This window comes from Aquimarina sp. MAR_2010_214 (assembly GCF_002846555.1).
Classification (GTDB): domain Bacteria; phylum Bacteroidota; class Bacteroidia; order Flavobacteriales; family Flavobacteriaceae; genus Aquimarina.
In genome coordinates this window covers 3,629,494-3,647,042 of the sequence record NZ_PJMS01000001.1, presented here as the reverse complement: position 1 = coordinate 3,647,042, position 17,549 = coordinate 3,629,494, and the positions used below count along the sequence as shown (strand labels likewise).

The window sequence follows — 17,549 nt, the reverse complement described above, 5'->3', positions numbered from 1 at the left end:
ACCTAATTTAACATAAAAATAAGTTAATTTTAACATTTATAATATCACTTTGGCATCTCTCAATACAAAAACTAATTATTCCCTAATTCTTCATCACTCCAAGCCACAGAAGACATTTTCCAATCCAAACCTACTTTAATAAATTGAATAGTCTTCATCCCCCGAGATTCAAAATACACTCCATTTAACTTACCTGACTTTTGATAAAAACTAAATCGTTGCGCCACATTTCTATATATCTCTGTTTTATGTAAAATTTCGCCTTCGCAAAAATCAGTGAGAGTCCCATTAGTCAACATTTCTTTTCTAGGGGCTATAAATTCTTTTAACGTATAAACTTCTGGAGTCCCATTAGTATTACTTATTATCATTCCATTAGAAATGAAAATATTTTCTATATCTTCAATATTAGGAATCTTCCCTCCTACATTGGCAAACAAACTAAAGAAACTAGTTGTTAGTTTACTTATTTCCTTTTCTTCCTTGTTATCTGTAGGGGTAGAAAAAAACAGGACAGTATCCTTATCTGATAATTTCATAGTTTTCTCAAAACGCAACCCTATCTTATTTAGCAACTTTATTGAAGCAATATTATTAGGATTTGTTATTCCTACAATTTTATCGAGATGTAACGTGTTTTTAGCATAGTTCATTGTTGCATTGGCAATTTCATACCCATACCCCAGCCCCAAATATTCTGGAAGCATCGCAAACCCAATGTCAATATCTTCTAATGTATCTCTATTTACTAATCCACACATTCCTATAGAAGCACTGGTTTCTTTCAATACAACTACCCATAAACCGAACTCATTTTCTTTATAGCTTTTTATTAGATTATTTTCTAAAAATTCCTTTGCCTCAGCTAGTGTTCTAACATTTCTATCTCCAATAAACTCTATCCACTTTGGAGAATTTACCAATTTTAAAACAAAGTCAGCATCTTCCAAATTAAATTCACGAAGAGATAATCTTTCGGTTTCTAGTATATTTTTTGTTTGCATGTTAGCTCTAGATTTTATTTTATTATAGTTTTAGGATTGTGCTCTATTTTAAAATTACAGGAGTTGGCAATGAAACACATTTTATTTGCTTCAGAATGTATTTCGTTTGCTTTTTCAACCATTCCTTCATTTTCTATGGTAACCACAGGATTTAATGTAACCTGCTTAAATTTCCCACTTCCATCTTTAGATTCAACCATCACTCCTACTGCTTTATCAATATAATCAATTACAATTATTTTATGCACAGAACATAAATGAAGGTACCATAACATATGACAGGCAGAAAGCGAGGAAATGAACAAATCTTCTGGGTTATATCTTGTTTTGTCTCCTAAAAATGAAGGATCCGATGATGCTAGTATTTCTTGGTACTTTCCTTCTATCAAAATTGAGTGATCCCTAGTATACGACTTGTAATTTTTAGTTCCACTCCCTTCATTACCTGTCCATTTTACTGTTGCATTATATTGATAATGTTTCATTTAACTAATTATTTTAATTTATCAATTATTCTTTCTCCAAAAGATAATTCTTTAAGGTTTTGTTCTAATTTTTCTATATGCTTCATTATGGTTATATCTTCTTCAAGTAGTTCATAAACAACCTTTTTTCCGGCTTCCCATACCTGTTCTATTTTTGGTAAAATTTCATTTGCTTTTGTTGTTAAATGAAAAACTGTTTTACGTTTATCTTTTTCACCTTTAGAAACTTTTAAATATCCTTTTTTGACCATTTTGCTTGTCATTACCATAACAGTTTGATGAGCAAATCCTAAACTACTTGCAATTTCCATAACAGAAGTTCCTGGTTTATTTTTGATTATTAAAAAAACCAGATACCAGTTAGGTTCAAATTCAATATTTAATTTTTTATACATCATTCTAGAGCTATGGCTCATTTTATCACTAATCCTTTTTAATCGTGTGCCTAATGCCATATAGCCTAACTCACTTACAATATCCTCTGCCATATACTAGTTGTTTTACACAAATATATCAAAAAAGCGCAGTTGACTGCGCTTTTTTGATATATTTGATTCATTTTTATAGTAAAGATTAAATACACTTGATCTTGTACAGCAATATGTTAGGTTCTAGTTTTGAGATCTCTAAAAAGAATACATCAAAAATCTAGTAAATCCACCTATATTTATCCCAAAACAAAAACAAGGTTTTTTTTAGAACTGATGCTACCAACAATTGAACTTTATTAATTTCTACAAAGATTGAATGAAACAATATTAGATTTCGCAATTATCTCCAGTATAGTTATTGGATATTTTATAAGTATCTCATTAGTCATTACTCCTTTTTATAAGAGCCGTGCAAATAATTACCTCTCCCTATCGCTGTTCTTACTAACAAGTTTAACTCTATTAGGCAGGTATGGTGTAGGAAATGCTATTTTAGAATTCTTAAACTATATCATGTTGGATTTTCTAGTGGCAGTCACTTTATTTACCTATTTCCTAATTCAAATTCAGCACAGATACTTGAAAAAAAGTTGGTATAAATGACTATACTTTCCTTTCTTTTGCTCTTTGATTATTGAGGTTATTCTTCATTTAGATTCAATATTTAACCTTTATCATTCAAATTTTGCTGTTCTGGTATTTTATTTTAAAGATACTCTATCTATAATTTGCAATGTTCTTTTAATTTTTTGGGGGAGACATTTAGTAAAGCACTCCAATACTATTTCAGAAGACAAAAAGCGTTGGTTGTTAAGATTAAAGATTTTTATTATATGCATTATTATAAGTTGGCTTTTATCTAATATAGGGCTTCATTTATTCAATTCGGAATATGCTATTAATTTTCTATGGATACTACTTTCCTTTTTATCTTGGTGGATATTGTATTATGGAGTGTTTAAACTGCAGATAGTAGTTCAAAAAGATGAAATACACCAATATTTAGTTTCGAAAAAAACGAATGGCACTCAGACAAAAAAGAAAATAAACGATACCACTGTTTCCAAGATTATTACCCAGTTATATACAATAATGGATCAAGAGGAGTTATACAAAAATCCTCTTTTGAGCAGGTTAGATCTAGCCACTCGATTAGGAACAAACGAGAGGTATTTATCACAGATTATAAATCAGGAACTCAATAAGAATATCGTTCAATTTGTAAATGAATATCGAATTGAGGCTGCTAAAAATCTATTGCATAATCCTATATTTAATAAATATTCTGTAGAAGCTATTGGCATGGAAGTTGGTTTTAAATCTAAGAGTGCTTTTTATAATACTTTTAAAACATATTTAGGAATGTCTCCAGGAGCCTTCAGAAAACTTCAAAAAACGTCCTGATTTATGTAATTTTCTTATTTCAGGACTTCTTCAAACATAAAACAGCTTCTTATTTCATTGATAAACATACTTTTACACCTCTAAATCAAAAAGCATATTTTTAATGAAAAACAAAGTCAACATATCACTTATTATTCTTTTTATTGTATCTGTTGCGACAACTACAATTCACAGTCAAACTGATACTGGTTGGACCATCATGTATTATGGTGCAGGATCAAATTCTTCGGAACTAGATCTTTTAAAAGACATCAAAGGGATGATCAAAGGAAAACAATCCAAAGGCTATGAATTAATTACGTTAATAGATAGAATTGAAGGGTTCTCTAATAATTCGAAAACTCTAGGTGAAAATTTCACAGATACCAAACTTTATAGAATTGATGCTAACAGTTATCATGAATTATCAGGAAAAGAGATACTTCCAGAGTTCAAAAAAGAAACATCTTACGAAGCTAATATGGGGGATGCTGATCTATTAAAACGGTTTATCAAATATTGCAAAACATACTACCCTGCCAAACATTATATGTTAGTTCTGCGATCACATGGTAATGGATGGCGTATGTGTCCAGACAAAGAAGCGGGAATTGATGATGCTCTACATTCTACCGAACTCAGTGATGTATTATCTATTGACGAATCAGTAGATATATTAGGGTTGGATCTATGCTCAATGGCGGGATTAGAAAATTTTTATGAATGGAGACCAAACGAGACTTCTTTTTCTGCAGATTATATCCTTGCTTCGGCTCCTGTTTCATCTTCATGGGATTACAAAAGTATATTTAGTCGCTTAAGTGCAGATACTAAAAATGGTTTTAGTAAACAGAATAATTATTTTGAAGAAGGAAAAGAAAAAATCCTTGATCCATTTAAAATGACCCCTGATCAATTCTCAAAACTCCTTATAGAAGAAATATATGATAGCCAAAAATGGTCTTCCTGGGGGTTATTTGATAATACTAAGATTACTGATGTTAAACTAAAAATAGACGAATTAGCAAGACTTCTTTCTGTAGAAAAGAATGCTACTATATATTCTATTTTAGAACGATCCTCTGGATATTACAATGAAAAAGGTATTAAAAAAGAAAAACAAGAAGTAGCCTTCCCATATGTAGATGCTTATGATTTTGCACAAAAAATTAGTAATACTCAAGAATTACATCAAAAAACTAGGATAAAAGCCAAAGAAGTTTGTAAAATCATAGATCAACTGGTAATACACTCATATTATGGAGGTAAAGATCCTTTACCAAAAAAAAGTGGTTTCATGGAAGGGAAAAATGGCGTTTATATGATTGCTCCTCGAGGCAATCAGGTATATACTCCAACGGGAAAAACTTTTTGGGAACATGTAAAAAAATGGTATAGCCCATACGATCAAAAGCATATTGCAAAAGCTTACGGTTTATATAATTGGTGTATCGACGGCATGAAACCAAAAAATGAAAAAGCAGATAACTTTTATGAGTATTTGGACTTTCTTTTCACAAAATAGTGATGTACTTTATTAGTCAGAAAGCAAATCAATACTTTTGTAATCGTTCGTTCTGTAAACTACAGGAATAAAAGATATAGTATAGAGAACGAACGGTTTTTTTATAAAACACTAAAAAAAAATTGACGCCCGAAAGCGCCAATATATAGTAACAATTTTGTAAAAACTTATTGATTTCCAAGAATTATTGGCATTCCGTTTTTCCCCGATCCTACAACTACAACCTTAGCATTAGGTGATTTGGCCAGTTGTAATGTTGCTTCTATTCCTTTTTCTGTAAGAATTTTATCAGTTAGCGAAGCACTTAATATTTGATTAGCAACAGCTTTACCTTCGGCATCAATTTTTTGTCTTTCTGCTTCTTTTTTGGCTTTTTCTAATCTAAATTCATACTCCAAAGCTTCTTGCTCTTGCCTTAGTTTACGTTCTATAGCTTCTTTGATCGTTGATGGTAATGTTACATCACGTACCAATACTTCATTAAGCTGAATGTATTGATTACCTACTATTTTTTTTGTTTCTTCAAAAATTTCTTTTTGGATCGCATCTCGTTTACTAGAATACAATTGTTCTGGAGTATATCTTCCTACTACACTACGAGCTGCTGATCGTATTGTTGGTAATAAAACTCGTGATACATAATTTTCTCCTTTTTGCTGGTGTAATAGCCCCAATTTATTATAATCTGGCTGAAACCATGCAGAAGCATCTAATTTTATTTCTAATCCATTAGAAGAAAGTACCTGCATTTTTTCAAAAACTTCTTGCTGTCTTACTTCGTAAACGATTACTTTATTCCAGGGAGCAACTAAATGAAATCCTTCTCCTAATGGCGGAGAATCTGTAACTACACCACCTCCAAATGTTTTATATAATACACCAGCCTCTCCAGAACCAATAGTTTCTGTTGATTTTGAAATGAAGACGATTACTAATACTAATAAAATCAGAATAGGCAATCCTATTTTTGGTAATTTTTCCATAATAATTTTGAATTTTTAATTTTAAATAAGTCCGTTATATTTTCGTGCAAACCACTCTATAGTAAGTAACAAAATAACTATTGCCAAAAGATATTTCCAGTCAATTAAAGATACTACATTTTCCTTGTTTTTTTGTATCGTTTGATATCTTTGATCTTCTAGTAGTTCTTTTATGAGTGTATCTTTTTGGTTTAAATAATATGACTTTCCATTAGTATTAGTAGCTACTTGTGTTAGTTTTGTTACATCTGCATTAAGAAATTGTTGTTCTACATCATATTCAAGAATTGCAAAACTTCCCGAACGTGCTATATTCTCACCTAACACCGTTACTGTATATTCATAATTTCCTGCTTCAAGGTTACTCAAGTCTACCTCATATGAGTTATTTTTCAACAACATAGGGATAGTTTGAGTCGCTTCTGTTTCCTTATTTTTAATAGAGATTCTTAGATTTCCTCTCCTGTCAAATTCATAATTTTTGGTAAAATACTCAGCTTTAAGAATAACACTGGCATTACCATAATAAAACGATTCTGAAATGGTATTTAACCTACTCTTTCTTTTATTGGAAGCAAGATACTGTATCAGTTTACCAAAAAACTCATCGAAATCTTCGAATTTTTGAGTATGCAAATAACTCTGAGCTCTCCATCTCCATATTCCTTCTCCAAACAAAACTGCTTCTCTTACTCCTCCTTGTTCTATAGTCGTAAGTAATATTTCTTCGGTATCAATATTGCTTACCGTTCTGTATAATAATGGGTCATGATTAGAATTCATTCTAATTTCACCAAAAGTTCCTATTAAAGGAGGATAACTTTGAAATCCAATATCTTCTTGAAGAAATGCCCCATAATTGTTATTATACCTAGGAACATAATATTCATTCTGTCGTGTAATTTCCTGAGTATATTTATTTTGAATCCTATTAAGAAAAACCCAATCTGTATTAGGGCCGGTAATTGTAAAGTAATTTTTTTTCAGAGTGTTTAATTTTTCATACACTGCTCTATATCTGGTATTGGGTTGATATAGTATAACTAACTGATAATCGTTTAAATCCTTCTTCTCACTTGGTTTACTAATTGTAATACTTCGTCTTTCATTACTTTCGACACTTTTCTTTATTGCCCCAAGATCTGGATGTACAATATCACTTATCAATAACACATTAGTTTTTTGATCAATTACCTCTACTGCAAAAGTTTTTGAATTATTTATTGTATTTTTTTCTTTATCCAAAGGTGTCAATACAGCAACATACTGATTTACCCCCACTCTATTGGCAGGAAGTGTAAAATTAACTACCGTAGAATTATTTGTTCCCGAGAAAGAAACGGGTTGAGAAAAGATTGTATTAATTCCCGATTTTATCTGAAATGTAGTTGTAATCTCTTCATTACCCGAATATGTAAGAATTACCTCGACGGGAAATTTATTTTTTAAATACGCATAACGATTAACATTAAGTTGTTGTATTTTGGTGTCTAGTACCTTAATTGTATCCCCAGAAATAATTGGGTACACAGCTTGCTTATAACCTATACTACTAAATTGATAATCTTTACCATAGGTTTGATTTCCATCGGTGATCACAATTGTAGGAGCAATTGTATTTTTATGAATTTGTTCAAGTTCTTCTAATGCTCTTGATATATTGGTCTGTTTTTGATCAAAAGAAAAGCGTAAAGAATCATGTAATTTATCAGAAAATGAATAATAAGTAATATCAAACCTTTCATTTAGATCTTCATCATCATCAATTTGATTTACAAACTGAGTAATTTCTTGATCTTTTTTAAGATATTTTATTGAAGAAGAATTATCCACTGCAACCACCAAAACCGGTTTTTCTATATAATAGGTATTCTGCTTGAAGCTAGGATTGATCAATAACAATAGTAGTGCAAAAACACTAAGAAAGCGTAAAAAAGCAAAAAACAGGATATTTTTTTTCCTGTTTTTTGTCTTATACCAATATTGAAACAATGCAACAATTAATGCTGTTATAAAAGCGGCTATGATCAATAAAATTGTTTGTGTTTGCATTCTATAAATTACGATATACAATGGTTGAGTTACGAATTACAATTTATTTTAGAGTGTTAAGTGTAACTCTTTCTATATAAGTTGAAATTTAACGACTTTTAGTATTAAAATATTCAAAAAAAATAGATTCTTAAATCGCTAATTGCAATTCTAAAATCAGGTAAGCATTCCTCCATCTACATTAAGGACTTGCCCAGTAATATAAGTACTTAAATCACTTGCCAAAAATAAACACGTGTTTGCAATATCTTCGGGACTACCACCTCTTTTTAGCGGAATTGCATTACGCCATCCTTCTACAACTTTTTCGTCCAGCTTTTCTGTCATTTCGGTTTCAATAAAGCCAGGTGCAACTACATTACTTCTAATATTTCTAGATCCAAGTTCTAGCGCAACAGATTTAGAAAAGCCAATAATTCCTGCTTTTGAAGCTGCGTAATTAGCCTGACCTGCATTACCTTTTACCCCGACCACCGAACTCATGTTTATAATACTTCCTTTACGTTGTTTAAGCATCGTTCTTTGAACAGCTTTAGTCATATTAAATACGCTTTTTAGGTTTACTTCGATAACTTTATCAAAATCTTCCTCACTCATACGCATTAAAAGGTTGTCCTTGGTAATACCAGCATTATTTACTAAAATATCAATACTACCAAATGTTTCTAAGACATCTGCAGTCAATTCCTGAGCTTGATCGTAACTTGCTGCATTACTCTGATATCCTTTAGCTTTTATTCCTAGTCCATTTAATTCTTTTTCTAATGTCTTAGCTGCTTCAACAGAAGAACTATAAGTGAAAGCAATATTAGCCCCTTGTTGCGCAAAAATTTCTGCTATTCCTTTGCCAATACCACGAGTAGCTCCAGTGATAATAGCTGTTTTACCTTGTAAAAGATTCATTCGTTATGTTTCTATTTTTTGTGGTATCTAAACCATTTATAATTTGCAATGTGAATTCAAATATAAGAATTACAAATAGGTCAACAGCAATAAACCCTGTGATTTCTCACAGGGTTTATAAATTAATAATCGTTTATCTGATTTTATAGTTTTATATCTTCATTTTTCTTCTCATAATTGAAAAGATAATCAATATCCATTTCCTTAACTTCACCTAATTTAGATAACGCATTCATATTTACATCTTTTTTATTTCCAACTACAAGTATGTTATACGTTTCTCCTTTTATATTTTCATTAAAGAAAGATTTAAGATCTTCTAGAGTCATATCTTTAATGGTATTATACATCTCTTCTCGGTTATCATTATCGATTCCTCTTTTCTTTAACCCTTCATAAGTCCAGAAAATTTTAGATTTGGTGATACGCTGAGCAGCAATTTTCTTTAACGTTGCTTCTTTTGCTGCATTAAATTGTTCTTCTGCTTCTGGCATGTTAGTCATTAAATCCATCATTGCATCTACTGCCTGAGGCATTTTATTTGCCTGAGTACCAATATATGCATATATATAATTCGAATCTCCTTTTTCTGATGCTGTTGAATATGCAGAAAACGCAGAATATGCTAATGATTTTGACTCTCTAATTTCTTGAAATACTATAGATGATAATCCACTCCCAAAGTATGTATTAAACAATCGTGAAGCTGCCATTTTATCTGGATCAAACTCTGATCCTTTTGCCAAAAATATCATTTCACTCTGTACCATATCATAATCAACAAAGTACACATTTCCTCCAGTTTCTTTTTCGACGTATTTTACTTCTTCCGGATAGTCTAATAATTCATTTTGAACTTTATGATTTTTATTTATGGATGCAATTGCTGCATCTACATCTTTACCGTAATAAAATATACGTTGTTTAAAATTACGAAGCTCTTTGATTTTATCTATTAATTCTTGTGGATTAACAGCTTGTAATTCTCCTATCGTATAGATATTACGTAAAGGAGAATTATCACCATATTTACCATAACTCATCAGTCCGTTCCACAAAATGTTTCCTTTTTGCGTTTTCCCATCTTGACGTCCTTTTGCGATCTGGTCCACATATTTTGCATATGTTTCTTGGTTAGGAACTGCATTAGTCCATAAATGTTCTAATAAAGCCAAGCCAGCATCAAGATTTTCTTTTAACCCTGAAATACCAACATAAGTTTTATCAGATCCTGCATTAACATAATAATCGATTCCTAATTTATAGAATTCCTTTTTCAACTCTTCAGGAGAGTATTTATCTGTACCTAAATAATCTAAATAACCTGCGGCCAGAGAAACTTTGCGGTCGTTATCTCTTCCCATATCAAAAATGATACTAAGGTTAAATAAGTCATTATTAGGGTTGTCAATATAAGATACTTTTAATTCGCTAGCTGTCTTAGTTTCCTTAATTGCTGTTTTATAGTCAATAAACTTAGGAGTTAAAGGAGGTGTTTCTTGCTGAGTAAATGCCTTTATAAATTCTGATTGTTTATCTCTATTTAACTCTACAGGAGTAATACCTGGGTTTTCTACTTTAGTTATATTTTTATCTTCTCCTTTACGTTTGTATATCACTACATAATTATCCTTATAAAAAGAATTTGCAAAATCTACTAATTCTTGTTTTGAAACTTTTTTAAGTTCATTCAAGAATTCAACTTTATCTTTCCAATCTTCTCTATGAATAAACGCATTATAATATGCCGAAGCTAATGCCGTATTATTTTCGTATTCTCTAGTTTGGCTAAGTTTTAAATCATTAATCACTGCAGAAATCATCCACTCGTCAAACTCTCCTTTTTTTAACTTATCGATTTGAGAGAGCAATAGATCTTTTACTTCATCCAGAGTCTGGTCTGCTTTTGGTGATCCATAAAATTGATGATATCCATAATCATTTAAAAATGTAGGTGAACAACCTGCATTCTGAACTGCTTGTTTCTGATTTAAGTTTAGATCAATTAGACCAGCATTACCATTAGCCAATAACATATCGGCTACTGTTAACAATTTTTCTTCTTTTGTACCTATAGCAGCAGAACGAAATGCTACAGAAACAGATTCTGCAGTCGGTCCAAATACTTCTTTAATAACCGGGCTGGTTATTGGGTCTTCTTTTGGTAATACAGGATGAACTACTTCTTTGTTCTCAAAACCACCAAAAGTCTTATTTACTTTTTGGATAGTCTGATCAAAATCGATATCTCCAACCAATACCATCGCCATATTATTAGGAACATAATACTTATCAAAATAATTATGTATAGCTACCATAGATGGGTTCTTAAGGTGCTCCGAGGTTCCTATTGTTTTTTGTTGACCATAAGGGTGATTAGGAAACAATCCTTCTAGCATTGCAGCATATGATTTCCACCCATCACTATCCTGTCCTCTATTATACTCTTCATAAACAGCTTCGAGTTCTGTATGAAACAAACGCAATACCAGTTGACTAAATCGTTCGCTTTCTACTTTCAGCCATTTATCTAATTCATTTGCAGGAATTTTATTTTTATAAATTGTCTCCTCAAACCAAGTATGTGCATTAGTTCCTTCTGCTCCCAAAGAACTAATCATTTTATCATATTCATTAGATATAGATATTTTTGAAGCTTCAAAAGAAACTTCGTCTATCTTCTTGTAGATTTCTTTCTTTTTATCTGCATCTGTTTCTGCTTTATGTTGCTCATAAAGATCAGAAATCTGTTGTAGTAACACTTTTTCTTTTTCAAAATCCTGAGTACCTATCTCATCAGTACCTTTAAAAACCATATGCTCTAAATAGTGTGCAAGTCCTGTTGCTTCTTTAGGGTCATAATTTGAACCAGCTCGTACGGCTATAAATGTTTGAATTTTTGGTTCTTCTTCATTTTTAGCTAAATATACTTTTAAGCCATTTTCCAGAGTATATAACCTTAACCCCGTTGGATCATTAGTAACAGTTTCATAATTGAAACCTGCTGCGTCGGTATGTTGTTCGACTTTAGCTTCTTGCGAAATACTGGTTTCTGATGATGAATTTTTGCAATTGCTAAGGCAAATGATTAATAGCAACAACAAAACCGATTTAATTAATTTCATATGTTATTTAATTGTTTTTTTGGTATCTTGTAAAAACACCAGAGTTAATTATTTTGAGTTAGTTTATAATAATGTACTATAATACGCGTAGTTATTATCAATGTTACAATTTTTAAGAGTATTTTAACAAGAAATGTGAAAAATACAAAAACTCAAAAAAGATATCTCAAAAGAGTTATTTTATGCATACCCAAAATGAATATAACCTTCATATTCAGGTACCCATCATAACATCAATGAAATTAATACTGATTAGAATTTATCAGCTTATATTGAAGAGGTAATCAATTCTTACAAAAACAACGTTACATTTGTTTTTTTAGACCAAGTTCTATTAAACGCTCATTTAGAAATTCACCAGAAGTTGTATTCACATACCTCTTGGGGTTTTCTTTAGAAATACATCCTTCTAAACACGACAAATCCATATATGGATGAGGATGTAAGAAAAAAGGCATCGAATATCTAGAGGTTTTTAATTTATTTATATTGTCTCGTCTTAAAATAAGTTGACATAAAATTGACTTATTTTAGAACAAAACATATCTCATAGAAAAAAGGTGTTTCTTATTCTACAAAATCCTTAGTATTCCTAAGTATTCTAATCCCTTGCTTTGTTAGAAAATAAAACTATGATTCCTGCAATATCTCCTTCAATTATATTTTGCATTCTTACATCTACATTAACTTTATTATCTTCTAATTGATAATTAACCAATTCACATTTTTTTAATAAGGGAATACAAGTAATCTCTTTTACAATTTTTGGTATATCAAACTCTCCATTTTTTGGAACAGACACGCCAATAATGTTTGGTATTTCGTACTTTAAATATTTGGCTAAAAAATTAGGTACATAATTATATATAGAAGCTAATTTCTTAACCTTTGTTTTAGTCTTATAACTTATATCAGCATCATCATGCAATGCCTTTGATATTGTGGATACAGAAAATCCAGATATTTTGGATATATCTTTTAAAGTGACTCTTTTTTTCATGTCTTTTATTTAATAGAAACTTTAATATCTACTCTTTAGAACTAATAAAATTTATTATTCTTTGGTGTGTTTATATTTAAAAATCAGCATAAATGTAACCCCAGTCAGTAGCGCATAAATAGAAAACACATACCATATTGTACTCCAGTCTCTTATACCATTTATCGTATAAAAATCAACCACAAAACCACTAGCGTAGGCACCTAGTACCGCTCCAAGACCATTCACCATCATCATAAATAACCCCTGCGTACTAGAGCGTATTTTTGAATTAGCCGTTTTATCTACAAATAGCGACCCTGATATGAAATAAAAATCAAAGGCCATTTTCTCTAGTATTAAAAAGACTAAAACCAATAAAAGGTATGCCTATTAAGACAAGGATTCGTATAGTATTTTTAGAAATCCATTTCTATCTGCCTTTAGTACTATTTCTGCATTTGGTTCTTTTAATGTTGAGCCTGTATAATCTATTGCACTTTGTCCTCTAGAATAATCATCATTGGTTAAAATAGTTACATGAGCTTTTCTTACCTCGGTTGCGATGGTTTTATCTAATGCTACTGCCATTGCAATAGGATCTGGTAAATCAAATCCTTTTATTAAGGAATTATTTCTTGCATATTCATCACATTTTTTCTGAATATCAACACTAAAACTTGCTAAAGGAGTACCTAGTTCCTTAATTTTATTAGCATCATTCTTATCAAATACTGCATATTTCCTTGAAATATCCCAACCTACCATTTTTATTGGCATCCCTGATTCAAAAACAATTTTTGCAGCTTCGGGGTCAGCCCAAAAATTATATTCTGCTATTGGAGTAACATTACCTCTTCCTTTTCCTATTCCTCCCATAATAATACATTCCTTTACTTTACTTGCTATCGTTTTATCCATAAGTAAAGCCACTGCAATATTGGTTAATGGAGCCAAACATACTAAAGTAATTTCATCAGGATATTGATTAATTTTCTCGATAAGCGCTGATACTGCATGCGTTTTTTCTGGAGTAAATCCAGAAAGCGGCAACTCTATATCTCCCATACCATCTTCTCCATGTACATGATCCGCTGTATTTAGAGGTCTCATCATTGGTTTATCTATTCCAGGATACACGGGTATATCTTTATTACACAAAGACATCGTGTACATTGCATTCTGAATACCTTGTTCTAATTTTACATTTCCCGCAACGAGTGTAAATCCTTCTATTTCTATATCCGGGTAATTCATTGCCATAATTAATGCTACAGCATCATCAGAAGCAGTGTCTGTATCAATAATAAACTTTCTTTTCATCTCGGGTTTTGTTTAATTTAAAAATTGTTTATCCATAATTAGATTTGCTTCATTTATGAATACATTCCAATCTTTTTTTAATTTCAAAAGCAATATTTCTTTTTTGTCATTTGTCAATCCAGAATAGGTAATAGAATTAAAAACCAATTTTTTAATGGCTTTTATATCTAGTTCCCATGCCATACATACCATCCAGAAATCATAACTCAATCCTTCATATGCAAATACCCCTGGATCATCACTATTAATCGAACATTGTATTCCATTATTAAGTAATATTCGTGCAGGATGATTTCTTAAATCATTTACATACCCTAAAATCTGATTACTAATCGGGCAAACTTCTACAAGCATATCTTTTTCTTTTACTTGCCGCATTATTTCTGGAAACAACACCAAGTTTAAAGCATGTCCGATTCTTCTATTTTTCAAAACAGATACATCTATAAGATTTGTGTTTGTTATTGATTTGCTTTCACCAGCATGTAGGAAAAGAGGTAATTCTAATCCAAATTTTGAAGACATAGAATCTATCTTTTGCCAATTTTTTTCATAATACTGTACACTATTTCCTTTATCCTCTTCTGCAACCAGATCAAATCCAGAAATCATATTTGGAAATTTTTTCTTTAGGTTAAATGCTTTAGCAATCTCCTTATCTATCTCTTGGGTATTGAAAAATTTAAAACTGGTATAAATCAAACTAATACTTAATTCTTTTCCTTCCTTTTCTATTTCACTTATAACTTTTTGAAGATCTGATACCATTATTTCTATAGGATAATCACTTTTTTCTAAATCATATAAATTGTTAAATACCATTCTAATTTCTACATGCGATACTTTATCTTCTATAAGGTCTAAAAATGCCTTTTTATAATATGCTAAAAAAAAAGGTCTGAAATTGAGTAGTTTACTAACTCTCCTGAATCTTTTTTCAAATTCTGTCCAGTAATCTGTACGATCAGAAAATGATACTCTTTTCAATACTAATAATTCGTACAAATTTGCTTTAAAATCAGTATCCGATTTAATTTGGTCTTTTAATAAAACAAAGTCATTGGGAACATTTTCTTCTTTAAAAATAGCCAACTCCCCATATATATGCATTTCATTATCTTTTCCGACATATACATAACAGTTAGGAGTTTTAATAGCTTCTTCTATAAGCCATTTTATATCTGTCATCCCTATGCTATGTGTATGTAATAAACCTCCTTTAGGCATTTTTTGTAACACTTTGTAAAGAGTTGATGAATCAATAATTGGTTGAATAGCGTGAAAGGGTTGATTAAAAAATGGAATGTTATCTCGTTTACGTTTTTTTTCAAAAGCGTTCCTATACGCACTTATCTTTTGTTCCAATTCTAACTCTTCTTTAGATAATTGAATATCAACATCAAAAGAGTTTTTTTCATGAATAGCGATTAATTGCTCTCTTCTTTCATTATATGTTTCTTGTGATGTTATCGTTTCTGGAGTGGTCGTATTATTTGAGTTCTTACAACTTATAAAAATCGATAGTAAAAGTATCAATACCGTATGATTCTTTATAATAAAACTCATTCTATTTATATTACGTTTTTGTATACATATTTTATATTTTGCTTTGTATTTATTCATATTTCAATTTCTTTTTAATCTTTGTTAAATAGAGATCTCATTTCTATATGGTGCTGATGATTGTGCTCCCAAACGACTAACTCCTATTGAAGATGCCGAGTTAGCGAATTCTACAGCTTGTCTCCAGTTCTTCCCTTCTGATAATGCGACAACTAATGCTCCATTAAAGATATCACCTGCTCCTGTAGTATCCTTTACTTCTACTTCTTGTATGGGTACCAGAAACTGTTCTTCATTATTTTTAAAATAGGCTCCATTCTCTCCTAGTGTAATAATTACGTTCTGCACCCCTTTCTTTAGAAATATATCTGCTGCCTTAGATGCAGATTTTGCGTTCTCTACTTCAATACCGGTTAATAATGTTGCTTCTGTTTGATTAGGTGTGATTAAATATAGTTTTTGATAAATATCATCTTCTAAGGGAACTGTAGGTGCAGGATTAAGAATGACCTTTTTTTTCATCTTATAGCTTATATCTAATGCATGTTTTACTGTATTGTAAGGGATTTCTAATTGCATTAAAACAAAGGATGCTTTTTCTATGGCATGAGAACATGCATCGATATCACTAGATAAAAGATTATCATTTGCTCCTGGAGTTATTACAATGCAGTTTTGTCCATTATCATTAACCATAATCACAGCTGTTCCAGAAGGAAGATCTGAATCCTGAAGAATATAATTAACCCGAATACCATCTTTAGAAAATTTATCTTTTGATTTATTCTCTAATTCATCATTCCCCATTTTCGTAATAAAAAAAACATCTCCTCCTAATCTTGATGCAGCTACTGCTTGGTTTGCTCCCTTACCACCAGAAAACATTTCAAAGTTTCTTGCTGTAATTGTCTCTCCTGGTCTTGGAAAATATGGAGTTTGAAACACCATATCACGATTATAACTTCCTATAACAGTTATAATTTTTTTCATTCTATATTCTTTTATCTATTAATTCAAAAATAACTATGCTCTTCTATTCCTTGTAACTACATTAATTTGATTAAGATTATATTCCACAAAAAAATAGCATCTATAAAACTTCAATTTTTAACGTAAATCATATATTCAGATTTATCATAAACCATAATCATGTAAGAACTTATATTAACTCTCCTAAATTTAATAATACTTTACAAATATGGGTCTCAAAAAAATATTATATATCAAAAGATTACATTTTTAAAAAATATAGCGTAGGCCAAATTACATCTGCTCCCATTAAAGAAATATTTTGATCGTCAAATATTTTACCTCTAATGTTTGAAGTTGTGACCTGCGCGATTATTGTACCCTCAAAAAACAATAACAAAAAGGCAAAAAGAAATATTTTTTTCATAATAACAGAAAATTAAATTAGCTTAATGATTAATACAATTTGTTGTTACTGGTTTTAAGAAAATTGATAGTTTTGAAATGGAATTTAATCCAATCATTACTATCTACATTTATTTAAACGTTATTGATAATATTCTTTGGGCAGTGTTAATCATATTTTGCGCAAACGTTTGTGCAATTTAATTATTTTTTTCTATTATCCAAATCATGGAAACTGGTTACTCTCAAAATAATTCAGAAAAAAAGCATTCTAAAAAGCACACATGACTAATAATCAAACACTTACACTTTCATCAATATAATACTGTTTTATTCAAAACTTTAACAAAATACTAAACAAACAACCATTTAATTAACACTATTACACACATTAGTAGAATTATATTGTATTTTAATGT

Annotated in this window: 15 protein-coding genes and 1 pseudogene; 2 read left to right on the top strand and 14 right to left on the bottom strand. The window is 30.5% G+C overall.

Annotated elements, in window-relative coordinates; genetic code table 11:
- Nucleotides 1-71 precede the first annotated feature (71 nt).
- Genes ATE84_RS15640 through ATE84_RS15630 form a run of 3 tightly spaced genes read right to left on the bottom strand, consistent with a single transcriptional unit; the run spans nucleotide 72 to nucleotide 1,977 of the window.
- Nucleotides 72-1,004: a GNAT family N-acetyltransferase gene (locus ATE84_RS15640; protein ID WP_101448852.1), complete on the bottom strand. Its 933-nt coding sequence runs from the start codon at nucleotides 1,002-1,004 to the stop codon at nucleotides 72-74.
- A 14-nt stretch (nucleotides 1,005-1,018) separates the two neighbouring features.
- On the bottom strand, nucleotides 1,019-1,489 hold the full coding sequence (locus ATE84_RS15635) for an OsmC family protein (RefSeq protein WP_101448851.1): 471 nt from the start codon (nucleotides 1,487-1,489) through the stop codon (nucleotides 1,019-1,021).
- 8 nt (nucleotides 1,490-1,497) lie between these two features.
- Complete coding sequence (locus ATE84_RS15630; protein WP_101448850.1) at nucleotides 1,498-1,977, bottom strand: MarR family winged helix-turn-helix transcriptional regulator; 480 nt, start codon at nucleotides 1,975-1,977, stop codon at nucleotides 1,498-1,500.
- Nucleotides 1,978-2,727: 750 nt separating this feature from the next.
- On the opposite strand from ATE84_RS15630, the gene ATE84_RS15625 reads away from it, so the two are divergent.
- Together ATE84_RS15625 and ATE84_RS15620 are read left to right on the top strand one after the other, a co-directional pair.
- Nucleotides 2,728-3,324: an AraC family transcriptional regulator gene (locus ATE84_RS15625; protein WP_143273652.1), complete on the top strand. Its 597-nt coding sequence runs from the start codon at nucleotides 2,728-2,730 to the stop codon at nucleotides 3,322-3,324.
- 103 nt (nucleotides 3,325-3,427) lie between these two features.
- Nucleotides 3,428-4,828: a clostripain-related cysteine peptidase gene (locus ATE84_RS15620; RefSeq protein ID WP_101448848.1), complete on the top strand. Its 1,401-nt coding sequence runs from the start codon at nucleotides 3,428-3,430 to the stop codon at nucleotides 4,826-4,828.
- A 167-nt stretch (nucleotides 4,829-4,995) separates the two neighbouring features.
- On the opposite strand, the gene ATE84_RS15615 is transcribed toward ATE84_RS15620, so the two are convergent.
- From ATE84_RS15615 to ATE84_RS26225, 11 genes and pseudogenes are all read right to left on the bottom strand, one after another.
- Nucleotides 4,996-5,811: a prohibitin family protein gene (locus tag ATE84_RS15615; protein WP_101448847.1), complete on the bottom strand. Its 816-nt coding sequence runs from the start codon at nucleotides 5,809-5,811 to the stop codon at nucleotides 4,996-4,998.
- A gap of 21 nt (nucleotides 5,812-5,832) precedes the next feature.
- Nucleotides 5,833-7,863 (bottom strand): hypothetical protein, encoded by a 2,031-nt coding sequence (locus ATE84_RS15610; protein ID WP_101448846.1) that lies wholly within the window; start codon nucleotides 7,861-7,863, stop codon nucleotides 5,833-5,835.
- Nucleotides 7,864-8,019: 156 nt separating this feature from the next.
- Complete coding sequence (gene fabG / locus ATE84_RS15605) at nucleotides 8,020-8,766, bottom strand: 3-oxoacyl-[acyl-carrier-protein] reductase (RefSeq protein WP_101448845.1); 747 nt, start codon at nucleotides 8,764-8,766, stop codon at nucleotides 8,020-8,022.
- A 143-nt stretch (nucleotides 8,767-8,909) separates the two neighbouring features.
- Complete coding sequence (locus ATE84_RS15600) at nucleotides 8,910-11,891, bottom strand: pitrilysin family protein (RefSeq protein ID WP_101448844.1); 2,982 nt, start codon at nucleotides 11,889-11,891, stop codon at nucleotides 8,910-8,912.
- Nucleotides 11,892-12,196: 305 nt separating this feature from the next.
- A pseudogene (locus ATE84_RS26230) lies at nucleotides 12,197-12,364 on the bottom strand (isopenicillin N synthase family oxygenase); the annotation flags it as partial.
- Between the two features lie 128 nt (nucleotides 12,365-12,492).
- Entirely contained in the window at nucleotides 12,493-12,891 is a 399-nt protein-coding gene (locus tag ATE84_RS15595; protein WP_101448843.1) for a LacI family DNA-binding transcriptional regulator, read from the bottom strand.
- Nucleotides 12,892-12,945: 54 nt separating this feature from the next.
- A complete protein-coding gene (locus ATE84_RS15590; RefSeq protein WP_255412030.1) occupies nucleotides 12,946-13,248 on the bottom strand; it encodes an MFS transporter in 303 nt (100 codons plus the stop codon).
- A 15-nt stretch (nucleotides 13,249-13,263) separates the two neighbouring features.
- The gene (locus ATE84_RS15585; protein WP_101448841.1) at nucleotides 13,264-14,193 is read right to left on the bottom strand and encodes a nucleoside hydrolase; all 930 of its coding nucleotides are present in this window, start codon (nucleotides 14,191-14,193) and stop codon (nucleotides 13,264-13,266) included.
- 12 nt (nucleotides 14,194-14,205) lie between these two features.
- Nucleotides 14,206-15,816, bottom strand: coding sequence for an adenosine kinase (locus ATE84_RS15580; RefSeq protein ID WP_101448840.1), 1,611 nt, complete (start codon nucleotides 15,814-15,816; stop codon nucleotides 14,206-14,208).
- A 24-nt stretch (nucleotides 15,817-15,840) separates the two neighbouring features.
- Nucleotides 15,841-16,746, bottom strand: coding sequence for a ribokinase (gene rbsK, locus ATE84_RS15575; RefSeq protein WP_101448839.1), 906 nt, complete (start codon nucleotides 16,744-16,746; stop codon nucleotides 15,841-15,843).
- A gap of 241 nt (nucleotides 16,747-16,987) precedes the next feature.
- Complete coding sequence (locus ATE84_RS26225) at nucleotides 16,988-17,152, bottom strand: hypothetical protein (RefSeq protein WP_158237264.1); 165 nt, start codon at nucleotides 17,150-17,152, stop codon at nucleotides 16,988-16,990.
- Nucleotides 17,153-17,549 lie beyond the last annotated feature (397 nt).